Annotated in this window: 14 protein-coding genes; 3 read left to right on the top strand and 11 right to left on the bottom strand. The window is 44.1% G+C overall.

Annotated features, from left to right (window positions below):
• Positions 1 to 34: 34 nt before the first annotated feature.
• The 6 genes from LZZ85_RS16285 to LZZ85_RS16260 form a co-directional block, all read right to left on the bottom strand.
• Complete coding sequence (locus tag LZZ85_RS16285) at positions 35 to 1366, bottom strand: T9SS type A sorting domain-containing protein (protein ID WP_237874155.1); 1332 nt, start codon at positions 1364 to 1366, stop codon at positions 35 to 37.
• A 9-nt stretch (positions 1367 to 1375) separates the two neighbouring features.
• On the bottom strand, positions 1376 to 2377 hold the full coding sequence (locus LZZ85_RS16280; RefSeq protein ID WP_237874153.1) for a hypothetical protein: 1002 nt from the start codon (positions 2375 to 2377) through the stop codon (positions 1376 to 1378).
• Positions 2378 to 2627: 250 nt separating this feature from the next.
• Positions 2628 to 4046 (bottom strand): efflux transporter outer membrane subunit, encoded by a 1419-nt coding sequence (locus tag LZZ85_RS16275; protein ID WP_237874151.1) that lies wholly within the window; start codon positions 4044 to 4046, stop codon positions 2628 to 2630.
• A gap of 241 nt (positions 4047 to 4287) precedes the next feature.
• A complete protein-coding gene (locus LZZ85_RS16270) occupies positions 4288 to 7449 on the bottom strand; it encodes an efflux RND transporter permease subunit (RefSeq protein ID WP_237874149.1) in 3162 nt (1053 codons plus the stop codon).
• A gap of 141 nt (positions 7450 to 7590) precedes the next feature.
• On the bottom strand, positions 7591 to 8793 hold the full coding sequence (locus LZZ85_RS16265) for an efflux RND transporter periplasmic adaptor subunit (protein ID WP_237874148.1): 1203 nt from the start codon (positions 8791 to 8793) through the stop codon (positions 7591 to 7593).
• A gap of 162 nt (positions 8794 to 8955) precedes the next feature.
• Positions 8956 to 9561 carry a TetR/AcrR family transcriptional regulator gene (locus LZZ85_RS16260; RefSeq protein WP_237874145.1) on the bottom strand — a complete coding sequence of 202 codons (606 nt, stop codon included), beginning with the start codon at positions 9559 to 9561 and terminating at the stop codon, positions 8956 to 8958.
• Between the two features lie 780 nt (positions 9562 to 10341).
• On the opposite strand from LZZ85_RS16260, the gene LZZ85_RS16255 reads away from it, so the two are divergent.
• A complete protein-coding gene (locus LZZ85_RS16255; protein ID WP_237874143.1) occupies positions 10342 to 11322 on the top strand; it encodes an ankyrin repeat domain-containing protein in 981 nt (326 codons plus the stop codon).
• A gap of 79 nt (positions 11323 to 11401) precedes the next feature.
• Here the strand turns inward: LZZ85_RS16255 and LZZ85_RS16250 are convergent, their stop codons facing one another.
• Complete coding sequence (locus LZZ85_RS16250; protein ID WP_237874142.1) at positions 11402 to 12130, bottom strand: LytR/AlgR family response regulator transcription factor; 729 nt, start codon at positions 12128 to 12130, stop codon at positions 11402 to 11404.
• 301 nt (positions 12131 to 12431) lie between these two features.
• Here LZZ85_RS16250 and LZZ85_RS16245 point away from each other — a divergent pair, with 301 nt between their 5' ends.
• Positions 12432 to 13193, top strand: coding sequence for a LytR/AlgR family response regulator transcription factor (locus tag LZZ85_RS16245; protein ID WP_237874140.1), 762 nt, complete (start codon positions 12432 to 12434; stop codon positions 13191 to 13193).
• Between the two features lie 60 nt (positions 13194 to 13253).
• Here the strand turns inward: LZZ85_RS16245 and LZZ85_RS16240 are convergent, their stop codons facing one another.
• The gene (locus LZZ85_RS16240; RefSeq protein WP_237874138.1) at positions 13254 to 14360 is read right to left on the bottom strand and encodes a sensor histidine kinase; all 1107 of its coding nucleotides are present in this window, start codon (positions 14358 to 14360) and stop codon (positions 13254 to 13256) included.
• Positions 14361 to 14526: 166 nt separating this feature from the next.
• On the opposite strand from LZZ85_RS16240, the gene LZZ85_RS16235 reads away from it, so the two are divergent.
• Entirely contained in the window at positions 14527 to 16032 is a 1506-nt protein-coding gene (locus tag LZZ85_RS16235; protein ID WP_237874129.1) for a M56/M15 family metallopeptidase, read from the top strand.
• Positions 16033 to 16091: 59 nt separating this feature from the next.
• Here the strand turns inward: LZZ85_RS16235 and LZZ85_RS16230 are convergent, their stop codons facing one another.
• From LZZ85_RS16230 to LZZ85_RS16220, 3 genes are read right to left on the bottom strand one after another with little or no spacing between them, the layout of a single operon-like run.
• Positions 16092 to 17153, bottom strand: a complete 1062-nt coding sequence (locus LZZ85_RS16230; protein ID WP_237874121.1) for a hypothetical protein — start codon at positions 17151 to 17153, stop codon at positions 16092 to 16094.
• Complete coding sequence (locus LZZ85_RS16225; protein WP_237874119.1) at positions 17153 to 17551, bottom strand: hypothetical protein; 399 nt, start codon at positions 17549 to 17551, stop codon at positions 17153 to 17155. The genes LZZ85_RS16230 and LZZ85_RS16225 overlap by 1 nt, the downstream gene beginning before the upstream one ends.
• Positions 17552 to 17556: 5 nt before the next feature.
• Complete coding sequence (locus tag LZZ85_RS16220) at positions 17557 to 21120, bottom strand: hypothetical protein (RefSeq protein ID WP_237874117.1); 3564 nt, start codon at positions 21118 to 21120, stop codon at positions 17557 to 17559.

Below are 21120 nucleotides of genomic sequence, written 5' to 3'. Positions count from 1 at the left end.
TCAAACCCGGATTAAAATGTCGGAAATGGCTACGCTATTGTTTCATAATGCGCTGCGTTGTTACGCCTGTATCGTCATATAACTTCAACAGGTAGATGCCTTTTTGAACTGATGAGATATCGAGACTGTAAACCTGCTGACCGGCATTCAATTGTTTAGTGAATACCTGCTTGCCGCTCATATCAAACATCTCGGCCCTGGTCACATTTCTTCCGCTTCCGGAAATTACATAAACCTGATCTGTTGCAGGATTTGGTGCAACGAGCAATTCTTTTCTATCCGGATGATACAATAGATGCAGTGCTTTTGAATAAGTAAAGGTTCCGTTCTTATCAATCTGTTTGATCCGATAGTAATTCATACCTCTTGCGGGTGATGAATGAATGAACTGGTATTTTTTTGTTGTACTGCTGTTACCCGCAGCCTTTACTTCTCCGGCAGTGACGAACTGTCTTCCATCAGTGCTGTGTTCAACAATGAACTTGTCGGCATCTTCTTCATTGGCGGTAGCCCAGTCGATATAGGCTTTGTCGGTTTTCATTTCGCCTTTTACATACAGCCAGGTAACCGGGAGTGTACTACTGTATATGAACGGAACAAATGCAGTAAGACTCCACGGATTCTGGCGGCTTCTGATGTGGAAAGTATGAGGCCCTTGTGATACGCCGCTCAATGGGATATCTACGGAAAAGTTGGTGATATCTGTTCCCGCTGTGAACGTGATCTTGTTGCCGTTGCCAAAGCCCGGATCAGTATCTATGTAGTATTCCATTTCGCCGATCGGTGGGGCTTGTGCCGGGGCGGACGGATAAGGAACGGCAGCTGTGTTGTCAAACTGACCAAAATTGACGAGACTCCATTTACCATTTTCATCCTTCGCGCGGATAAAGATCTTGTGAACACCGGGTGAAAGTCCCGATACATTTACCACCAACGGTTTTGTTACCTGATCATTAGAAGGCGGAAGGGGCAATGGAGTAGCATTGCCATATCCCGGGTCATTGTCAAAATAATATTCCACTGCCGTGATATTGAAAGTTGATGAAGCGGCTGGATATGGCGGCAGCACATAGTTGTCAAAAAATGTCCAGTTATGCAAGGACCATTTATTATCAGTATCCAGTGTTCTTACATATAAGCGATGAAAACCTGGAGCCACTCCGGTAAGATCTGCCTGGAATTGTAATGACGATAAATTGGTGGAAGCGGAAAGGGGGATCGGATGGCCATTCCCGAATCCCGGATCTTTATCAACAAAGTACTCAAGTGTTTTAAGGTTTGGTACCGGTTGCTGAGCTGGATACGCGGGCTGCGCTGCTGCCCGGAGTGATAGCAGCACAACCACAATAGATAGTACTCTTTTCATGAAGGGAGATTAATTGTTAGATCTTGTGCTGATTGTTACGGTCATGGTGGTCGCTGAGGATGGTACTGAAGCTGGCACGGTCAATTGGTAGATTGAAGGAATCGCTGGAATCCCGCTGAGCCTGTAGGGGTCTGCTGTTCCGTATGCGCCAGCGTCCGGCGTTACACCATTGATAGGTTCTCCTGCCGCTAATGCAGGTGAGGTTGCGCTCAGCTTGTAAGCTCCGTCGGTGGAGCCACCTGTTACAAAAATAGTAGCAAGGGGTATGTTGTTCCGGTTATTGTTTCCTGCCGGCAATTGATTACCTGTATTGATATTATATTTTACAGTGCAGTTATTGAATGATAAACCCCATATTGAAAAAATATTATTACTTACATAAGCACCGCTGATCGAGGCGTTTGTATTTAAGATCACATTGTTCCGGAACAAGCCGTTTATATTCTCTGTTGAACTGAGATCACAATATTGAGAGAAGATATTATTGGTACATTCGAGATTCTCGAATACGGTGTTTCCGAAGGATACACCGCCAAAATTTCGTGTGATCTTAATATTCGAAACTTTCGATCCTGCACGGGAGCTATAGCCGCTGATCGTCGCATCATTCCTGGTGAACGTGACATCATCAGTATGATAATACAGGTACAAATTTCCGCTCATGCCGGTGACGAAACTACCGGACGCCGTTGAGTCAATATATATTGTTACTGTTGCCGGATACCCGTTGTATTGAAGACCGGGATTGCTGTTATTACCAGATAAAAAATAGCCAGGTCCTATAATTACGAGTCTTTTTTTTATATCAGCGCCGCTATAGGCTGTGGCAGAACCTTCGACGTACAGAGTATCTCCGGGCTGTACGGCAGCACTTGCGCCGGCTGACTGGATTTGCGTGAAATCCGCATTTGCCCCGGTGTTATTGCTCACTTTCCAGATCTTTGCTTCCGCACTGCTTAAAGCCGCAATCGCAGTTACAGTTAATAATAACTTGTGTAAATTCTTTTTCATACTTACGTTTAATTGTTAATGGAATCCCGTTTTGGGGAACGAAAGTATGCCGGCGTATTTAGGGGAATCGCGGTATTCCGATCAATTCAAAATAGATGAGATGAACTACACAATAATATTTCGTCGGATAATAGGTCACTTCGTCGCATAGGAGATGAATTGTCACTTGCGGGACCATCCGCATTTCAGCAATAAAAAATGGCTGTTCAGTTACCTGAAACAGCCATTCGCAACAAAGAAAGACAACCGTTTATTTCCATCCGCCACCTAAAGCGCGGTAGAGCTCTACCATTGCGTTCAGACGGCTTCGTTGTATCATAGCGAGATTGAGTTCTGCCTGTAAAGCATTTCCCTGTGCCGTGATCACTTCAAGATAGCTGGCCATATCACTTTTAAACAGCCATTGCGCGTTCACTACTGCTTTCTTCAGGGTATCAGTTTGTGAGGAAGCAATAGCCTGTTGTTGTTTCAGTTTATCTGTTTGCACCAATGCATTCGAAACTTCCGTACTTGCCTGCAACACTGACTGTCTGAATCTGATAACAGCCTGCTCACGCTCCAGCTTTGATACTTCAAACTGTGTTTTCAACGCACCTTTACGAAATACCGGTTGCAGTATGGAACCTGCCGCAAGCCCAAACAGCGAACCCGGGATATTGAACCAGTTACTTGATCTGAAAGACTCCAGCCCACCACCTGCTGTCAGGGTCAGGGCAGGATACATATCTGCCTGTGCTACGCCAACGCGTGCATTGGCTATTACCAGCGCAAGCTCGTCTGCACGTACATCGGGGCGACGGCTAACCATGCTCACCGGTAATCCAGTTGAGAGCTTATCCTGTAACGTAATGTCTCCGAGAGAGGTACGGCGACCAAGTTTCCCGGGTAATTGACCTGTCAACAACTGAAGCATATTCTCCTGCAATGCGATCTCCTGTTCCAATTGCGGGATCAACAATGATGTTGCCTGCTTTTGTGATTCGGCCTGCTGTACAGCGAGTATGCTGATGTTCCCTGCATCTTTCAGGAATTTTGTAGCGATCAGGAAACTGTCATTCAACGCGAGGTTCTTTTGTGCGATCTGCAATTGCTTATCCAGCATCAGCAGATTGTAAAAGCCCTGCGCGATCTGAGATACCAGTTGGGTCTGTACTGCTTTCAACGCTTCGCCTGTTTGCAGGTATTGGGTTAAAGCGATCTCTTTGCGTCCTTTGATCTTTCCCCAGATGTCGGCTTCCCATGAAAGGGTAACCGCTGCACTATAGCTTTCGATATGACTTTTCTGTAAAAATCCCTGCGCACTCAATCCGTTCAGGCTATTATCAGAAGGGCGGTTGTACTGCCCGGTGATTCCCAGGTTCACATCAGGAAGATAAAGAAGCTTCGCCTGTTTTGCCTGTAGTTGCGCTGCTTCCAGTCTTTTAACAGCGATCAGGAGATCATGATTATATTGAATGCCTTTACCGATCAGCGACTTTAATGTTGTATCGGTAAAGAAATCAGTCCAGGGAATATCGGCAATGCTGCTGGTATCTGCGAAACTGGTGGTTGTATCAAACTGCGCAGGCAGTACCAGTTCAGGTTGCTTATAACTCTTTCCTACGCGGCAGCTTAAAAGCAGCACAGCCAGTGCTGTCGTAACGTAGAAATGTTTTAAGAAGTTGTTCATTCTTTGTAGGTTTTTGTTTCGATTAGAAAAACCAGCCGTGTGAGCTTCCCGCTGATCATTTTCTGCAATCACACGGCTGTCGTTCTTCCTTGTTTTTGTTTTTCTTAATCCGCGAAGGCGATTCCCTTCTGCGTATTTTCTGTTCCGCGTTTGTTCCAGATCTTTCTGAAAAAAGCAAGAACGTAAGTTTTAAGCGTCGTCATAATTTTCGTCACTGTTTCATTTGTTATTAAATCCATTCTTATGTTAATGCCGGGCTTGCTTCTGTAACAGGTTTCTTCTTGTTTATTCTTTCGTGTAATCCCTGGAAGATGATAAAGAGAACAGGTATTACGAAGAGGCCGAATATAACGCCAGTCAGCATTCCTCCTAAGGCACCCGTGCCAATTGACCGGTTGCCGAGTGCTGAACCACCACTTGCCCAGGTGAGGGGTAACAGGCCCACGATAAAGGCGAATGATGTCATCAGGATCGGCCTCAGACGAAGTTTCGCTGCTTCGATCGCCGAGTCCGTGAGAGACATGCCGGCTCTTCTCCGTTGCACTGCATACTCAATGATCAGGATCGCATTTTTCGCTAACAGACCCACGAGCATGATCAAACCAACCTGCACATATATATTATTGTCAATTCCTGTTAAGTTGATAAAGGCAAACACTCCGAATATACCCGTAGGCACAGACAGTATCACTGCAAGTGGCAGAATGTAACTTTCATACTGGGCGGCCAGCAGGAAATATACAAATACCAGGCTGAGCAGGAAGATCAAACTTGTTTCTGTGCTTGAGCCCGTTTCTTCACGGGTCATGCCCGTCCATTCGTAAGAGTATCCGCGTGGCAGGTAGCTGGCAGCTACTTCCTGTATCGCTTTGATGGCGTCACCGGAGCTGTAACCCGGTTTCGGCATACCGTTGATCGTAACTGCATTGAACAGGTTGTTGCGGTTTACGACTTCGGGGCCGTACACACGCTTTAACGTCACAATCTCGTTTGCCGGAACCATTTCCCCTCTGCTGTTCTTCACGAATACACTATTCATGGAAGATTCTTCTGTACGATTAGCAATATCCGCCTGTACGATCACTCGATAGAATTTACCAAAACGGTTGAAGTCTGAAGCGAAACTGCTACCGTAGTACACTTGCAATGTCTGCATTAAGTCGCTCACAGAAACACCCAGCTGTTTGGCCTTTTCTTCGTTGACGTCAAGCATATACTGTGGGTTACCAGTGTTGAACGTGGTGAATGCATACGCAATCTCAGGGCGTTTCATCAATTCACCGATAAAGCCGTACGAAACATTGGCCATTTTATCCAGCGGACCACCGGTCCTGTCCTGCACTATAAATTCAAATCCACTGGTGTTACCAAAGCCCTGCACTGTTGGGAAGATGAACAGGAATGCTGTTCCTTCTGAGACTGCAGCAAACTTTTGATTGATCTCACCCATTACACCTTCAATCGTATTGTTTGCACCGCGTTTTTCTTTTGATTTCATACGAATGAAGCCAACGCCGAAAGAAGAACTGTTTGCATTCGCTACGATATTCAAACCGGCTACGTTACCACGTCTTTCCACTGCTTCAACGGTTGCAAGGATGCTATCCAGCTTGTCCATTACTTTCCCGGTACGATCGAGCGAAGCACCAGGAGGAAGATTTAGTGAGTACATGATAAAGCCCTGGTCTTCCGTAGGGATAAATCCTGTTGGTGTTTTGCGTACCATGAAAACTGTTGCCAGTGTCACCAGTGCAAGACCGCTCAACGCCACCCATTTCTTGCGGAAAAGGAACTGAATGCTCTTTGTATATTTATTGGTGGTGGCATTAAAGCCGGCATTAAATGCGCGGAAGAATCTTTTTCCAAACCCTTCTTTCTTCGCCTGGCCAGTATGATGTTCATCGGCATGTGTATTACGCAGGAACAGTGCAGAAAGAGCAGGACTGAGCGTAAGGGCGTTCAGTGCGGAGATCAGGATCGCAACACCAAGTGTAAAAGCGAACTGTTTATAGAACACACCCGCCGGGCCCTGCATGAATGCAACCGGAACGAATACCGCCGTCATCACCAGTGTGATAGAAATGATCGCACCGGAGATCTCATTCATTGATTCAATAGTTGCCTGCTTGGCTTTAAGTTTTGTTCTTTCCATTTTCGAGTGCACCGCTTCCACCACCACGATGGCGTCATCCACCACGATACCAATTGCGAGTACCAGTGCAAAAAGTGTAAGCAGGTTGATCGTGAATCCAAAGACCTGCATGAAGAAGAACGTACCGAGGATCGCAACAGGTACAGCGATCGCAGGGATCAGCGTTGATCTGAAATCCTGCAGGAAGATAAACACCACGATAAACACCAGTATGAATGCTTCGATCAGGGTATGCAATACCTGGCTGATAGATGCATCCAGGAATTCTTTCGCATTATACATATTGAAGTATTCCACACCGGTAGGGAAGGAGAGTGCCGATTTTTTCAATACGGCGTCTACTTCTGTGAGGATATCGTTTGCGTTTGAACCCGCTGTCTGGAAGATCGCGATGCCGATACCCGGGTGACCGGCGATCTTGGTATTCGCGCTATAAGAGAATGATCCAAACTCAACACGCGCTACATCTTTCAGGCGAACCACACCACCATCTGATGCAGTTTGCAGGATAATGTTCTCATACTCTTCATTCTTTGAAAGCTTGCCTTTATATTTCAACACATATTCAAATGATGCAGTACTGCTCTGACCAAAACGGCCAGGCGCTGCTTCAATATTTTGTTCCTGGATAGATTTCAATACATCCTGGACAGATAAATTATAAGCATTAAGACGGTCAGGTTTTAACCAGACACGCATTGAGTAATCTCTTGCACCAAATACCTGTGCCTGTCCAACACCGTTCACACGCTGGATCTCGGGAATAATGTTGATCTTGGCATAGTTCTGCAGAAATGTTTCATCATATGCCGTGTCTACACTGTAGATAAGCGGCACCATGATCATACTGTTCTGTTGTTTTTGAGTTGAGATACCTGCCTGCACTACTTCCTGTGGAACCTGACTGGTTGCTTTTGATACCCTGTTCTGCACGTTCACCGCAGCCAGGTCAGGGTTTGTGCCAAGTTTAAAATATACGTTGATCGCAAGAGTACCATCGTTACTCGATGTAGAAGTCATGTAAGTCATGTCTTCCACACCATTGATCGCTTCCTCGATCGGTGTTGCAACTGCTCTCGCCACTACTTCAGCATTAGCACCCGGATAGGTTGCGGTTACCTGAACCGTTGGTGGAGCAATGTCCGGAAATAAAGTAACCGGAAGTGTGAACAATGATAGAATACCTAACAGCGCTAGTAGTATCGACACAACTGTCGACAGAACGGGCCGTTCTATAAATTTTTTAAACATCAGTAGGAGTTAACGAATGAAAAATGAAAATGAGAGAGAAGTAAAAAGTAAAAATTCAAAATTAAAAAGTTGAGTTCCTGCCTTGGCGTGAGTATCCTTTCTATTGGTATTTAATTTTGAATTTTTACTTTTTAATTTGTCTTACAAAGGCCTTGATTTTATGATGCTGTCTAATGAAATAAGTTGTGGTTGAATAAATGCGCCGTCCCTTAATCTGTCAAATCCGGAGAACACGATCCGTTGGTTTGGTTTGAGGCCATTCTCGACAAGATAGTAGTTACCTGATTTACCGGAGATCTGAAGCGGAACACTTACAACTTTGTTGCTGTCGCTTACCGCGAATACAAATACTTTATCCTGCAGTTCGAAAGTGCTTTCCTGTGGAATGGCAAGGGCTGTATTCATTGCGTGTGGGACACGAATACGGCCCGTATTCCCAGAGCGAAGCAGCCCGTCTTTATTTTCGAAAGTTGCGCGGAAGCTGATCGTTCCGCTGTTGTTATTGAACTGACCTGTTACCGTTTCAACTTTTCCTTTTAACGGATAGATCGATTCGTCCGCCATTACCAGCTCCACTGCGGGGAATTGTTTGATCTTTTCTTCCACTGTTTTACCGGCAAACTCCTGTGTAAATGAAAGGAAATCCTTTTCAGTAAAGGAGAAGTATGCATAAACATCACGTACAGAGGATACAACCGTTAATGGATTCAGCGTGCTGACGCCAACAAGGCTTCCTGTACGGAAAGGAATTCTTCCTACATATCCTTCAACCGGAGCGTGAATAGTTGTATAACCTAGATTGATCACAGCACTTTGCACGACTGCTTCCGCCTGCGCAACCTGCGCTGCTGCGGCATCATGTACAGCCTGTGCTGTTTTCAATTGAACATCTGATACGATGTTATTCTGAACCAGCGGAGCCAGTTTGGAAACATTGATCTCAGCATTCAGAAGGTTTGCTTTTGCACTTGCAAGGCTTGCACGTGCGGTATTCAATTGTTCCTGGTAAGGACGGGTATTGATCTGAAAGAGTGCCTGACCTTTTTTTACATAAGCACCTTCATCAACCAGGATCCTGTCAAGATAGCCATCCACCTGAGGACGTATTTCGATATCCTGGCTTCCTTCGAGCGAGGCATTGAATTCCTGGTAAGTTGTAGCAGGCGCTTGTTGAAGCGACACTACAGGTAATGCCGGAGCAGCTTGTTGCCCTGCTGGTGCACCGGCAGATGAATTGCAGGCGTATAATGCAGTTGCGACGATAAGGCCCCAAATGAAAATGATCAGATTCCGTGTCGCTGGAGACGCGGTGTTGCGGGTTTGGTTGTTGACTTTTTGTTGCATAACACTGTTATTAAGGAAAGCGGGGTCACTTTCCAGTTACTGAATAATTGACTAAAAAATTTGGATCTGCACCCGAGGGTGGGCGGTTGCAGGCTGGCTGACAATCAGTTATAACGTCACTATCTTTCCTAACATCGTTAACCTTTCGGGCAAAAAAAAGGGCTATCCCTTCAGGTTCCTGATAAATCCATCAATAGCATCGTCGAGTACCATTTTGTTTAATTCATCCGCAACTTCGGCGGTATTCGCGGTCATTTTTATTGAGATTAATCCGTGCATCACAGACCAGAAAGTGTGGTATTTCAAACAACCATTGATCTGCTTATTTGTATTCTCTGCGAGCAGTCTGGAGATAGGCTCCATAACTAGATCGCGGAAGGTGATCGTCCCCGGCAGGCACTTATCGGTTTCACAACAGGCGATGCCGAGACCAAACATCAACTGATAATATTCTTTATTCCTGAAAGCAAAGTTCCAGTATGCATCGGCCATTGCTTTTAATTGTTCGCCAGGTTCTTCGGTCGTTTTCTTCGCTTCTTCCATTTTACTGGCAAGAAGGTTGAAACCCTGCTTACCGAATTCCAGCAGGATGGCTTCTTTATTAGCGAAGTGATCATAGATGACGGGGACGCTGTATTCAATCGCGTCAGCGATCTTGCGGATAGACAGAGACTGCCATCCTTCTTCACGAACGATGTTCCAGGCTGTTTCCAGTATACTGGACCTTACCTCATCTTTTTGTCTTAAACGTCTTTCTGCAATTCCCATATCTCTTGTGTTTTACCTAACACCGTTAGCAAAGTTAATGTTGTTTTTAAGTCCGAAACAAATTTTTTTACAAAAATGGGGTGTTAAAAATTTGTTTAGGGACTTAAGGTATTGAAAGCTAATATAATGCCCCTTTTTTAATTTTGGGGAAACTGATACGTGGGGGTAGAAGATTTTATGGAAGTGTTTCGCAAGCCGTGACGGTTGGAGCCCTGCCGGGCCTGAATTAAACCAATTTGCCCGAAACCTTAACAGGGGGCCCTTGCCGGAGCAGTGTTTCGGGGGAGATTCTCAAAATGCCGATCTACTTTTTCATATTGATGCAAAAAAGTAGCACCCTCCTGCGCTGTGGTCGACATAGAAAAGAACAAGGCTGAGGAAAATATGGCTAGAAATGGAGAGCAAGGCGTCTGTAGAAAAAAGAATTCGCCGGAAAATATTCAGGGTTGATTGCTGTGCCGGCTAAGGCAACTTTTTGCCACTTCGCTCTTTAGTTTCCTGTATAAAGAATGGTGCACTATCGTTGCGACCGGGAAAACTTGCTTCAGGAAGCAAATTTCTAAGGTCCACTGGTTCTTGACTTTTATAGCTTCCAGCAACTTTTTGTTGACAGCTTTGCTGATTGGTTTTTCATCAAGTATTTGTTAGGCGAGGATAAATCAAATAAAACTGTTTCTGTTATTATTACCCAAGTAATGCTAAATTAGCCGTATTACAGCATTAAGGTTACTGCAATGCAAGTGTAGTGTGTCATTTTAAAACAGACCCGAAATTCAAGACATGATACAACCAAACGATTTAAAGCGGGACTTGCCAATGAAACTTTCCAATGATGTACTTTCTACCACGACAAAAGTGTGGGAAGTTTTAGCTGCAAGTAAGGTTGGTGACTTGTACACAGTAAAGAAAATGGTTGAAGAATGCCCGGAATTAATTTATGCCCAATACAACTACACTCCCCCTATTCATTTTGCTGTACGGGAAGGGCATATAGATTTAGTCAGATTTTTATTGGCACATGGAGCACATGATGCTCGATATAAAATTTATCCCTTCCAGGAATCACTGCAAGTTGTTGCACAAGATAGAGGCTACAATGAAATCGTAGCCTTATTGAATGAATATGCTGCCGACAGCTCATTGCATAAATTCAAAGGTGACAACGGAGAAATTTTTTATAACAGAACGGAAGAACAAAAAGAATTTGAAAAAGCAGTTTATGAGGAAGATTTGGAAAAGACAGAGGAAATTTTGAAACGATATCCAGAACTTGTAAATGATGAAACTTATTTTTGGGGTGAGGGGATTTTAACTTTCGCTGCAAAAGAAAACAATCGTGCAATGATTGACTTGTTGACAAGCTATGGTGCAAAAGTTCCTGACATACTTAAATGGACACAGTTTTATTATTTTGAGCATGACGACGGTGCAGCCTGCATGATGGAAAAAGGAATGAACGCTAATACAATGAGTTGGCATCATGTTACCATTCTTCATGATATGGCGCAGAAAGGAAATTCATACAAAGCGGAACTACTTTTAAAACACGGTGCTGACATAAATGCACTTGATGAAGAATATCAATCCACGCCGTTAGGAATGGCGGCAAGATGGGGATATACTGCCATGGTGCAATACTTCCTTACTCAAGGTGCTGATCCAGGCAAAGCAGGTGCAGTGTGGTCTACACCACTGGGATGGGCAAAGAAAAGAGGACATGCAGAAATTCAACAAATCCTGACAAAGGCAGGCGCAAAATAATTGAAAACTTTACCTGTGCTCACATGGGCCCCGCAAACTTTTGCAAACACCTGCAAGATCAATGCTAAGGAATGGCTCCCTAGTACATCATCTTCCTGATGTTATCCGTATAACTTTTGCTCACCTTAAATAATTGCTGCGTTTTCAATACAAGATAAGTATCACCATTCTCGCGGTATACTTCATGGATCTGATTGATGTTGATGATATGCGAACGGTGAATACGTGTGAAGTTAGAAGGATTCAATTTTTGCTCAATGATGCTTATGCCGAAATTACTCAGGTAGTTTTTGTCGTTTGTAAAGACGCGTGTATAATCCTTTTCAGCTTCAAGATAGGTGATATCAGAAATATGTATGCTGATCATCTTATTGCCGTTCTCAAGGAGGATCTTGTCATAATAAACACTGCCGGTGCTTTGTGCAAGATTCTGGATGCTTTCCGTGGAATTTCCCTGGCGAATTATTTTACTAAGGGCTTGTTCAAATCTTTCCTTTGTATAAGGTTTCAGCAGGTAATCCACTGCATTGGAGTCAAATGCTTTTAACGCATAGCGATCAAAGGCTGTTGAAAAAATGATCTGAGGTACGTGTATGATCTTTCGAAGTACCTGGAAGCCACTGCAGCCGGGCATTTGTATATCAAGAAATACAAGATCAGGTTCAACTTCATCGATGAGGGTCACTGCTTCGATCCCATTATGACATTCGCCGGCGATCTCTATCTCAGGATGATCTTCCAGGTATTGGCGGATGATCGTTCTTGATGCTTCTTCATCATCAATGATCAGTACTTTTTTTAGTGTCATCTGTCTGTTTGAATTAAAATTAACAGTACCACCCGTATGACGCGATGGTATTGTCGACGAATTGCCTTATAACCCTGCCAATCTGTGTGATCTCCTTATTTCATGATCCTGGAATTTTTGATCTCCTGATGCAACGGGTCTTTACACCATATTGTCAGGCGCTTTTTTGTTAAGAAAAACCATATACAGCGGATTTGTTTTTTTCGTCGACGAATAAAGCATTCCGGCGGAAAAGCTAAGCATTAACCCGTAGCCGATATTAAGTTTGGTTGTTAATCTGCGAAACTTAAACCGACTTCTCATGAAAGTACTTGTAATCGAAGAAGAACCATTATCTGTCCGTCGTTTGAAAGAAATGCTGGTAGAGGTTGACCATGAAGTGCACGTTGTTGATGTGATCGACAATATGGAGACCGGTACAAATTATCTGAAAGCATCGAAAGATATCGACCTGATATTTGTTGACATATCCGCTGAGCAGGATCCTCAGGTTGAAATATTCCGGGAGGCATGTACGGAAACTCCTGTGATCTTCATCAGCGCCTGCAAGGAATCCGCATTGAAAGCATTCAGATTCAACAGCGTCGACTACCTGTTAAAGCCATTGCAAAAAGATGCGCTTGAAGCTGCGATTCATAAGTACAAAAAATGGCATAGCCTGTCCAAGCCTTCACTACAGCGGGAACTGGCTTGCATACTTGATAATATCTCATCCAAGACCAGTGCAAGGGAAAGATTTCTGGCAAAGTCCGGCACAAGGTATATTTCAGTAGCAGCGAATGACATTGCCTATTTTTATACAAAGGGGAAATTACAGTATATTAAAACGAGACGAAATGAAGATCTCGTCATTGACAAACGACTCGATGAAATAGAAGCAGATATTAACGGAACTGATTTTTTCAGAGTGAACAGGCAATTCATCTTGAATTATTCCACGATAGAAAAAGTACATGCATGGTTCAGCGGAAAACTTAAGGTCCAGGTGAATCCTCTCCCGTATGAAGAGATCATTATAAGCAGGTTGCGGGCTGCAAGATTCCGGAAATGGTTAGGAGAATGATGACCGCCGTTCCTGGTATGCCACAAGCAGCAGGAATGACGATCATATCTGAAATTATATTTAAGAAACAGGGATACGGAACATTACCCTTAGCCCCTGCACGTTTCTCTTTATCTCCAGTTTTTCATTAAACAGCCGGTCAATTCTTTCAGCAGTACTTTTCAGACCTATACCTTTTTGCAGGAGGTCATCAATATTACCATCGTACCCAACACCACTGTCGCTGATTGTAATATGAACGAACGCCTCTGTTTGCCTGCAGGTAACAGATACTGTTCCGCCTTTTACAAGTGGACTAATGCCATGATTCAATGCATTCTCAATAAGAGGTTGTAAGATCATTGGAGGAACCTGGACGCAAAGAACAGATGGTTCTATGTCGTATTCGACAGTTAATCGCTCACCGAAGCGGTGATGTTCCAATGCCAGCCAGGTTTTTACAAATTCCAACTCTTCTTCCAGTGTTACCATCTGCCGTTCGCTCACTTTTAGCGCGTAACGGAATGTATCCGCGAGTTGCGCGATCAGTACCCGTGTTTTTTCAAGTGAAGGCGGAACGGACGCACTGATCGAGTTTAAGGTATTGAAAAGAAAATGAGGTTCGATCTGCGCCTTCAATGCTTTGATCTCACTCTGATAAGCAAGATCCTTCAATTCCTGTTCCCGTTTCAGCTGCCGTTTGGTCCGTTGCAAATAGTGATATGCATGGAAGATGGCGAACTGCAGACTGTAGAAAACAACACTGATATAAAAATCGACCATCATTTCATGAAATACGAATGGCGGTCTTTTGAACTCTATTGCTCTTATGCCATAGCCAAAACTATATACCCAGGCCAGCCCGAACAGGATCATGTAGATAAGATGAAACGAGATCAGGAAGCTCAATGGTTTGTTCTTCCAGACCCTGAAGACGAGGAACCAGCTTGGTATGGTCAAAAGCATCTTTATCGCAATGTCGAAGCCAACAACTACGGTCTGCTTTTTAAGATCCGGGATCTCATAGGCGATGATCAATACCAGGAAAAATAGAGAGCCCCAGAAAAAATTGTATAAAAACCAGGTTCCAAGCTCCCCCCTGCTGATTCCCCAAATAGCTTTTTTAGTCCAGTATTTTCTTAATTGCATATTCTTGGTGGTGGTAAGACTATCCGCAAAACTAGGCATCCATGCAAATTTCCCACAGCAATTCGGATGAATTGATAGATAGACCGACGAAAGTCTCAATTCGATAATTACCGGATAATTAACTAATATTTTAGTTGATAAACTAATAAAATAGTTATAGATTCGTTTCAGTGTTTGTTCGCATTGCGGATTTAAATCTTATCAAATGAAGCTGCTTATCTATATCGGTCAGGTGATCGTCCTGTCTGGACTTTTATATGGATATTATCATCTGTTTTTGCGAAACGGATCATTTAACCGGTTTAACCGTTTTTGCCTTTTAATGGTGTGCGTGCTCAGCGTACTGATACCCTGTATCTCCATTCCGCTGACATGGCCGGCTTCGGGTAGTGAAAGCCAGGGGATGGTTCGTTTGCTGGAAACAGTTTACGTCGATCCATCAGAACAACAACCAACAGGAGTTCCCTCCATATCGTTGCCCGAGCAATCGACTGTTTCCTGGTCAATGATCTTAACAGTGGTGTACGTGTCGGTCGCATTATTGTTTTTGGGGAGATTACTTATAGGTCTGAACAAACTCAGGAAGACCGCATTGTTTTACCACTATAAGCAAGTGGGAAATGTTAAGGTGTTCCTGACAAAAGAAGCAGGAACTCCTTTTTCCTTTTTCAATATTGTTTTTTGGGATGATGAGGTTGATCTGCAATCCGAGAAGGGAAAGCAGATATTTCATCATGAAATGATACATGTTCAACAGAAACATAGTTATGACGTGATCCTCACAGAGCTGTTGACGATCATATATTGGGTCAATCCATTTTTTCATCTCATCAAGAAAGAACTGCGGGTTATTCATGAATTTCTTGCAGATGAACCAGCGGCGCTGGACAATAGCAGTGGAGACTATGCTGAATTGCTATTGATGCGTTCATTAAGAACAAAACAATCACTTGTCAACCCTTTTTTTCATAATCAGATAAAAAGAAGAATAGCCATGATCACAAAAACCAGTATTACCAGATCGCGGTATGCACGTCAGTTCATGATCCTGCCTTTAGCCGCCGTATTATTCGGAATGGTTGCGTTCCGTTTGAAACCTGTTAGGGTTAATTCTCCCGGTAAAAAAGAGCTCACTGTCGTTGTGGACGCCGGTCATGGTGGGTTTGATCCGGGTGCGAAAAGCCCCGATCACAGGTTTGAAGAAGCTACGATGACCCTTGAGTTCGCCACTCTTATGCAGTCATTAGCTCCCGAATACGGGATCAAAGTGATATTGACGAGAGAAAATGAAGAAGCTATTGGAAAAACGAAGCAGGAAGATCTGATGAACAGGCTCAGGATCTCTAAAGAAGCTAAGCCGGACATGTTTTTTAGCTTTCATGTTAACTCTACAGGCAAAGCAGATGCTTACCAGGCCAATCGTTCCGGTTTTGATATTTTCATAGCGGGGAAACGGGAAGATATGGGAGGTAAAGTGATCGCTTCCGCATTGCTTGAAAAATTATCTTCAGTTTATAAAGCGGAAAAAGTGGTTAAACAGCGAAATGATGCGGGTGTGTATGTGCTTGACCAGAACAATGTCCCTTCAGTAATGCTTCAATGTGGTTATATAAACAATCAAAAAGATCTTGAGTTTTTCAATAATAAAGAAAACAGGGAAAAGGTCGTGCGTATCGTATTGGCCGTGCTGCTTGATAGTGCAGCGACATAAGGCTTATCTGTGAAGATGCGAAATGGGAGGCAATAGGATCGGACTGCTATTTCCTCCATTCATTCCATCCACTCCCATTTCGGCGCTTCCATTCCCTTTGTCCAGTTCAGTCGCAATAACCTTTCCTTGTCCGTTCGCAAAAACACATTCCCGTTAATGTTTCCTCTCAGGAATCTGTCGACATTGTTTACAGTAATGTAGCAGCTGGTTTCTGCAATTGATAAAGGGAAATCAGCCCGCCTGATCACTGAGCCGTTTGGTAACAATTCCAGCAGTAAAGCGTAGTGATTGATCGAGTCCGGCGACTGTATTTGCCTCCTTGATACCAATAACAGGTGATACTTTTCCAACTCACCTTCACCATCTACTTTTACATAATCCACCGCTCGCGGTAAACTCAACACAGCATGCCTCGCGGGTTTTATTTCCAGTGACTGCAGTGGAATATGCCATTCTTTGACTGATGAATGAAGCGATCTGTCTATGAATTCGCGGATACAAAATGCAGCCTTACTGTTTATCGTTTCAAGCGAAGGGAGGTAATGAAAATCCGCAAAAAGCGAATCATGCGCCCTGAATACACTTTCAGTAGCGAAGTATTTCGAAGGGCCGTATTGTAGCTTCTCCTGGGAGCTGAACTTTACCCAGCCATTTAATGTGTCGTGAAGATTGGTAACCGTATCTCCATATCGGAAGTATTTCCTGTTGCCTCCCGGTGAAGAGGGAGTGTTTCTTGCCCGGAACCCGGAGGTCGTGATCACATAGAGCCTGTCCGGGTTCTCCGGCTCTTTAACTGGATCTCCTGCCGCTATGGCCTTCCAGGCAAAATAACCTGCAGCAAACAGGACCAGTATTCCTATTGGAAGAAGAAGTTTTCTGAAAGAAATTCGTAGCTTTTTTTTCTTCTTATATGTTCTCTTCCATTCATTGATCTGTTTGGTTATCGCTTCTTTATCCTCGTTTTTTCGTTGAAAGAATTGTTCGAGAAACTCTACAGCTGTTTTATTGCTCGCTTTTAAATCGGCCAGCGCAATAGACAGATCCTGCTTATTTCCCCTGAAATAAAGTGTGAGGCAATAAATTGCAAAATCCTTGTCTTTATATATATTATCGTCTGTCATTACCGGAACAAATATAACAACAGATTATTGGGCGTGGCGTACGTGGAGTCCTCCTGTTGAAAGTTGAGTGATAATTGCCAGCGCCTGTTTCCTTCATGCGCAGGCAATTCTTCCCAGCTAAAATTGCCCCTGTCTGCCATTTCCTTTACAAGATCTTCCCTGTAGGCCGGCCTCCACAAAAGATTAAGCTCTTCTTCAAAAAATACCAGTTTTAAGTTTGCAGCCTCTTCCAGGATCCTGCTGGCGGGCATTTTGTTTTTACACCATACTTTAAGACTATCGCTCACCACATGGCTGATCGCAGAAGGCTTATTTTCCTGTTCCTTTTGCTTACACGCAAAGAGAAGGGTAGTGGCCGCCAGAAGAACTCCGGTCAGTGTTATTGAAAACTTGTTCATAGCTGTCAATTGAAATAATTGCTGAATGAAGCTGATCTTGCGATCAGTGTGATCGATCTTCTGATCATTGCTTTATCCTGTTCAGACCAGATATGTGTCGGGTGATTTCTCAGTTGAACATATAACGCCATGCAGCGGATCGGTTTATCCTGTTTCAATTCTCCCGTATGCATTTCGCGGTTGGAGATAATGATCAGCAGGTTCTTTCTTCTTGCGGAAGTGTCATGATCCGACTCATCTGCTGTTCCTGTTTTTGTATACAGGTAGAAGGTCTTGCCGTCAATCACCATTGTTCCCTTATTCAGTGCTACGCCGTCCTGGGCTGGCGCGTTGAATATCGAATAGGCGGTACCTCCGGGCTCTGCATTGGAAAGTCTCATACTTTCATAAACGGTGCTGCGTCTGATTCTGTATAAAGCTTCTGCATTGTTATAACCATCCTGGTCATAGATCCAGTTGATCGTATCCCGGGTTGCCCGTTGCTGCTGGATGAATTTTAATTTCAGGCTTCTATCCAGCTTTGTCATACTCACCGCCATCTGGCAGAGTGTGGCCGGCGAAACTTTATATATTTCCGCACCTACCTGCGATGCTCTGAATGTGAGGTAAGACCCTCCTGGAAGGTCATTGCGTTTTACAGAACGTCGGTCTTCCTCGTACGTAGAAAATTGTGGCAGCAGACCATCGGTAAAGAGATTGTTTGTTACGAGAATGCTGTCTTCAATATTTTCAAAGTACCATTTCTGACGGCTGTACCTTGCGCCGGTCGAATCACTATTGGTAATAGTATGGAAATTTTGCGCAAAGCCTTTCGCCATTACACTTTGGGGATTACCAAACAGTTTATCCGGATCAAGTCCATTCTGAGGCCATTTATCGAGACTACTATTAAAATGATATGTCTGGCTACCAAGGCGGACCTGCGGATAAGTTTGCAAAGTAGAAGGCCCATTATCTTTAACCAGGATGCCGGTTTGCTGCGCATCATAGCGATAGTTGGACGCGAGCGGAGTTGCCTTTAATTGCTCCTTCTCAAATGAACCAAGATAATTGATCAGCAGATGATAGCTGTTTTTTGAGAAAGCGAGGAAGTTTTTGGCAGCCAGTGAACCGTGTTCGTCGAGCGAGATAGGGAATACCTGTCTGCCGGCAAAGAACTTCACACTTTCATTCCCTTCGCTGCTTTTGGTGATATCCTGTTCATTAATGCCGGCAGGCATCAGATCCAGTTCGTTCCATCTTCCGGCAAAACCATCGATCACGGCTGCCCAGGTGAATGGTTTGATGGTGCTTCCAGGTTTTCCGTCGCTGATAAGACTGCGCCGTTGGATCAATCGGTTTGCGTTTGCGTCAGACAGTTTATAAGTAAGCGTGAACAGCTCGGAAAGCGAGGTGAAATAATTGGGATCGATCTGTATATGATCTGTACGATCTTCTTTGTACAGTTCATTTTGCGCCATTGCACGGAAGTTCGCTTCACCGTCCGTAACAGTAATACTTGCTTTTACTTTGGAACTGTCATATACAGTACTTAAAAGATTATCAAGATCTTTTTGAAGATGCACATCAAGCGTCAGCTGAACAGCGGCATCTTTCGCAGAATTCTTCATGTTATGGCTAAGCATATATGTATATAGCTTATGATTGCTTTCAGGATACAGGTACTGGTATTTACCATTTATCCAGAAAGGTCGTGCCAGCAATTCATCGGTCAGTATACCACCGTGAAAGAAAGTAATATCTCCTTTTTTTGCATCAGCTTCTACCGTGAAGCCATCACGTTCATTTACGCGAACAGCGTAAGGCTGGCTTTCGGGTTGACCATTGTTTGCATCGATCATGGCACCGGGCACATTTGCCTGGGCAAAATATACACAGGAATTATCGGCCTCTTCTGCAGGAAGCCTCCTGAAAGCTGCTGCCGGCAGCGCAAGCAGATTGACATTTGCGGCGGAACGCGTTGATTTAAAAACATCTTTTGCAGCAACCGAAATTCCATTATAATTGAATCCTCCAACAGGCCCGGAATGCTTTCCCGTATATCCGAGAACAGCGGCAGGAGATAACGTTTCCCGGTTGTTCAACGAGGCTTTTATAAAGAACCATTCATTCACTTTGATCTTCCATCCTGATTCCCGGTCTTTTTCTACAAACAGCAGGTTCGTCGGGTTGTTCTTGTCCGTATTGGTATTCAGGAATTTTTGCAGGATATCGCTTGCCGCCGGACTTTGCTGCTGCATCTCAGGGAAGAGCGCGGCAACTTCTGGATCACTGATCAGCTCACGATAGAAAGCAGGGGCGTCGAGTCGTCTGAATTTCTTTTGTTCTTCCAGGGGTAATGATCCGATCCTTGTGGAAATGCCGTCATTGAGTTTTTCAGAACAGTACACAAGGTCGCTTTTCAGCGTTTCCAGTGCGTAGTTCCCCGCGGTCTTTCTGATCAGCGAAAAACCAAGTGCGATCACTGCAAAAATTGCCAATGGCAGCAAAAAGGAAAAAGACTGGCGGATATGCCAGCGGGCGAGATTCGCATTTTCCTGGCGTTTATATAAGGTACACGCTATAGCCACTGTTCCCAGAAAAGCCAGCGTGTATGAAAGGTCATTTACGGCAAAGATGAAGTAGCTGATACCTGTAAAAGGAAAAGCATTGCTGTTGATCAGTATATCAATCCCTCCAAAACAGATCAACTGCATCAGGAAATATATGCTGAAAAGATTGCCGGCACTGTAGCCGGTTGTTTCATTATGCGCTTCTGAAACAGATCTGATCGGGAAGATCACCAGTGAAAGTAATAGTAGTATCGGCAGTGCTGTTGCAAGAAATCCGTGCTCGGCTACCATATATCTTACCGGTAAAGTATCGCTGAGCTGGGTAGCATAGTTGCTTCCTACGGAAAAATGGGGCTTTATAGCGCTTGTCCAGCCTTGTTCCGCCGCATAGTTTTCGATGAACCATCTGTTCTGCTCTGCGCGCTCCATTTCCGCAATACCCGGTGTTTTATCGCTGTTAAGCGCAGAGGATTGTGCAATGGCAGTTTCTGTTTTACCCAGAATACTGAGAAATCGGGAATGGAAAGTGTTCGTATTAACCGGTAAAGAGATCCTTTTTTCACTGCCTCCAAATTCAAAGAACAGAAATGCGTGCATCAGCAGGAAGCCTGCGATAAGGATCACGGTGCTTCCAACCGGCAGGATGTTCAACAGCCTTTTTCTATGGCGAAGTCCTGCAAGGAATACGACAAAGAACCACGATAAGGACGAACTCAGAAAGAAGACGTATGCCATCCCCATGTCCATTTTAGCGAACAGTATGGTAAACCACATGAGGATGAACAGGTGTGTATATTTTGAACGAAATCCTATTGAAAAGAAATAGTTGCGGTAATCCAGCCTGTCTGTTTCAATGGAGTCTCTCCTGATCAAAGGCTGCATCAGCAATACCACAAGCGGATAAGCGATCAGCGATAAGCTGACGATCCAACGGGTGATATTGTTGTCGCTGATGACCAGACCTGCTGCGGGGAATAACAGCAGTGCAATAACGGTTATGATATTTGCTTTTTGCAT

Source organism: Terrimonas ginsenosidimutans (assembly GCF_022012415.1).
Taxonomy (GTDB): Bacteria; Bacteroidota; Bacteroidia; order Chitinophagales; family Chitinophagaceae; genus Terrimonas_A; species Terrimonas_A ginsenosidimutans.
The sequence above is the reverse complement of the archived record's forward strand: the minus strand, read 5'-3'. Positions and strand labels throughout refer to the sequence as shown.

Bases quoted from the DNA above. Each gene is read 5' to 3' on its own strand.
- LZZ85_RS16285 (WP_237874155.1), bottom strand. From the start codon at position 1,366: ATGAAAAGAGTACTATCTATTGTGGTTGTGCTGCTATCACTCCGGGCA.
- LZZ85_RS16280 (WP_237874153.1), bottom strand. From the start codon at position 2,377: ATGAAAAAGAATTTACACAAGTTATTATTAACTGTAACTGCGATTGCG.
- LZZ85_RS16275 (WP_237874151.1), bottom strand. From the start codon at position 4,046: ATGAACAACTTCTTAAAACATTTCTACGTTACGACAGCACTGGCTGTG.
- LZZ85_RS16270 (WP_237874149.1), bottom strand. From the start codon at position 7,449: ATGTTTAAAAAATTTATAGAACGGCCCGTTCTGTCGACAGTTGTGTCG.
- LZZ85_RS16265 (WP_237874148.1), bottom strand. From the start codon at position 8,793: ATGCAACAAAAAGTCAACAACCAAACCCGCAACACCGCGTCTCCAGCG.
- LZZ85_RS16260 (WP_237874145.1), bottom strand. From the start codon at position 9,561: ATGGGAATTGCAGAAAGACGTTTAAGACAAAAAGATGAGGTAAGGTCC.
- LZZ85_RS16255 (WP_237874143.1), top strand. From the start codon at position 10,342: ATGATACAACCAAACGATTTAAAGCGGGACTTGCCAATGAAACTTTCC.
- LZZ85_RS16250 (WP_237874142.1), bottom strand. From the start codon at position 12,130: ATGACACTAAAAAAAGTACTGATCATTGATGATGAAGAAGCATCAAGA.
- LZZ85_RS16245 (WP_237874140.1), top strand. From the start codon at position 12,432: ATGAAAGTACTTGTAATCGAAGAAGAACCATTATCTGTCCGTCGTTTG.
- LZZ85_RS16240 (WP_237874138.1), bottom strand. From the start codon at position 14,360: ATGCCTAGTTTTGCGGATAGTCTTACCACCACCAAGAATATGCAATTA.
- LZZ85_RS16235 (WP_237874129.1), top strand. From the start codon at position 14,527: ATGAAGCTGCTTATCTATATCGGTCAGGTGATCGTCCTGTCTGGACTT.
- LZZ85_RS16230 (WP_237874121.1), bottom strand. From the start codon at position 17,153: ATGACAGACGATAATATATATAAAGACAAGGATTTTGCAATTTATTGC.
- LZZ85_RS16225 (WP_237874119.1), bottom strand. From the start codon at position 17,551: ATGAACAAGTTTTCAATAACACTGACCGGAGTTCTTCTGGCGGCCACT.
- LZZ85_RS16220 (WP_237874117.1), bottom strand. From the start codon at position 21,120: ATGCAAAAAGCAAATATCATAACCGTTATTGCACTGCTGTTATTCCCC.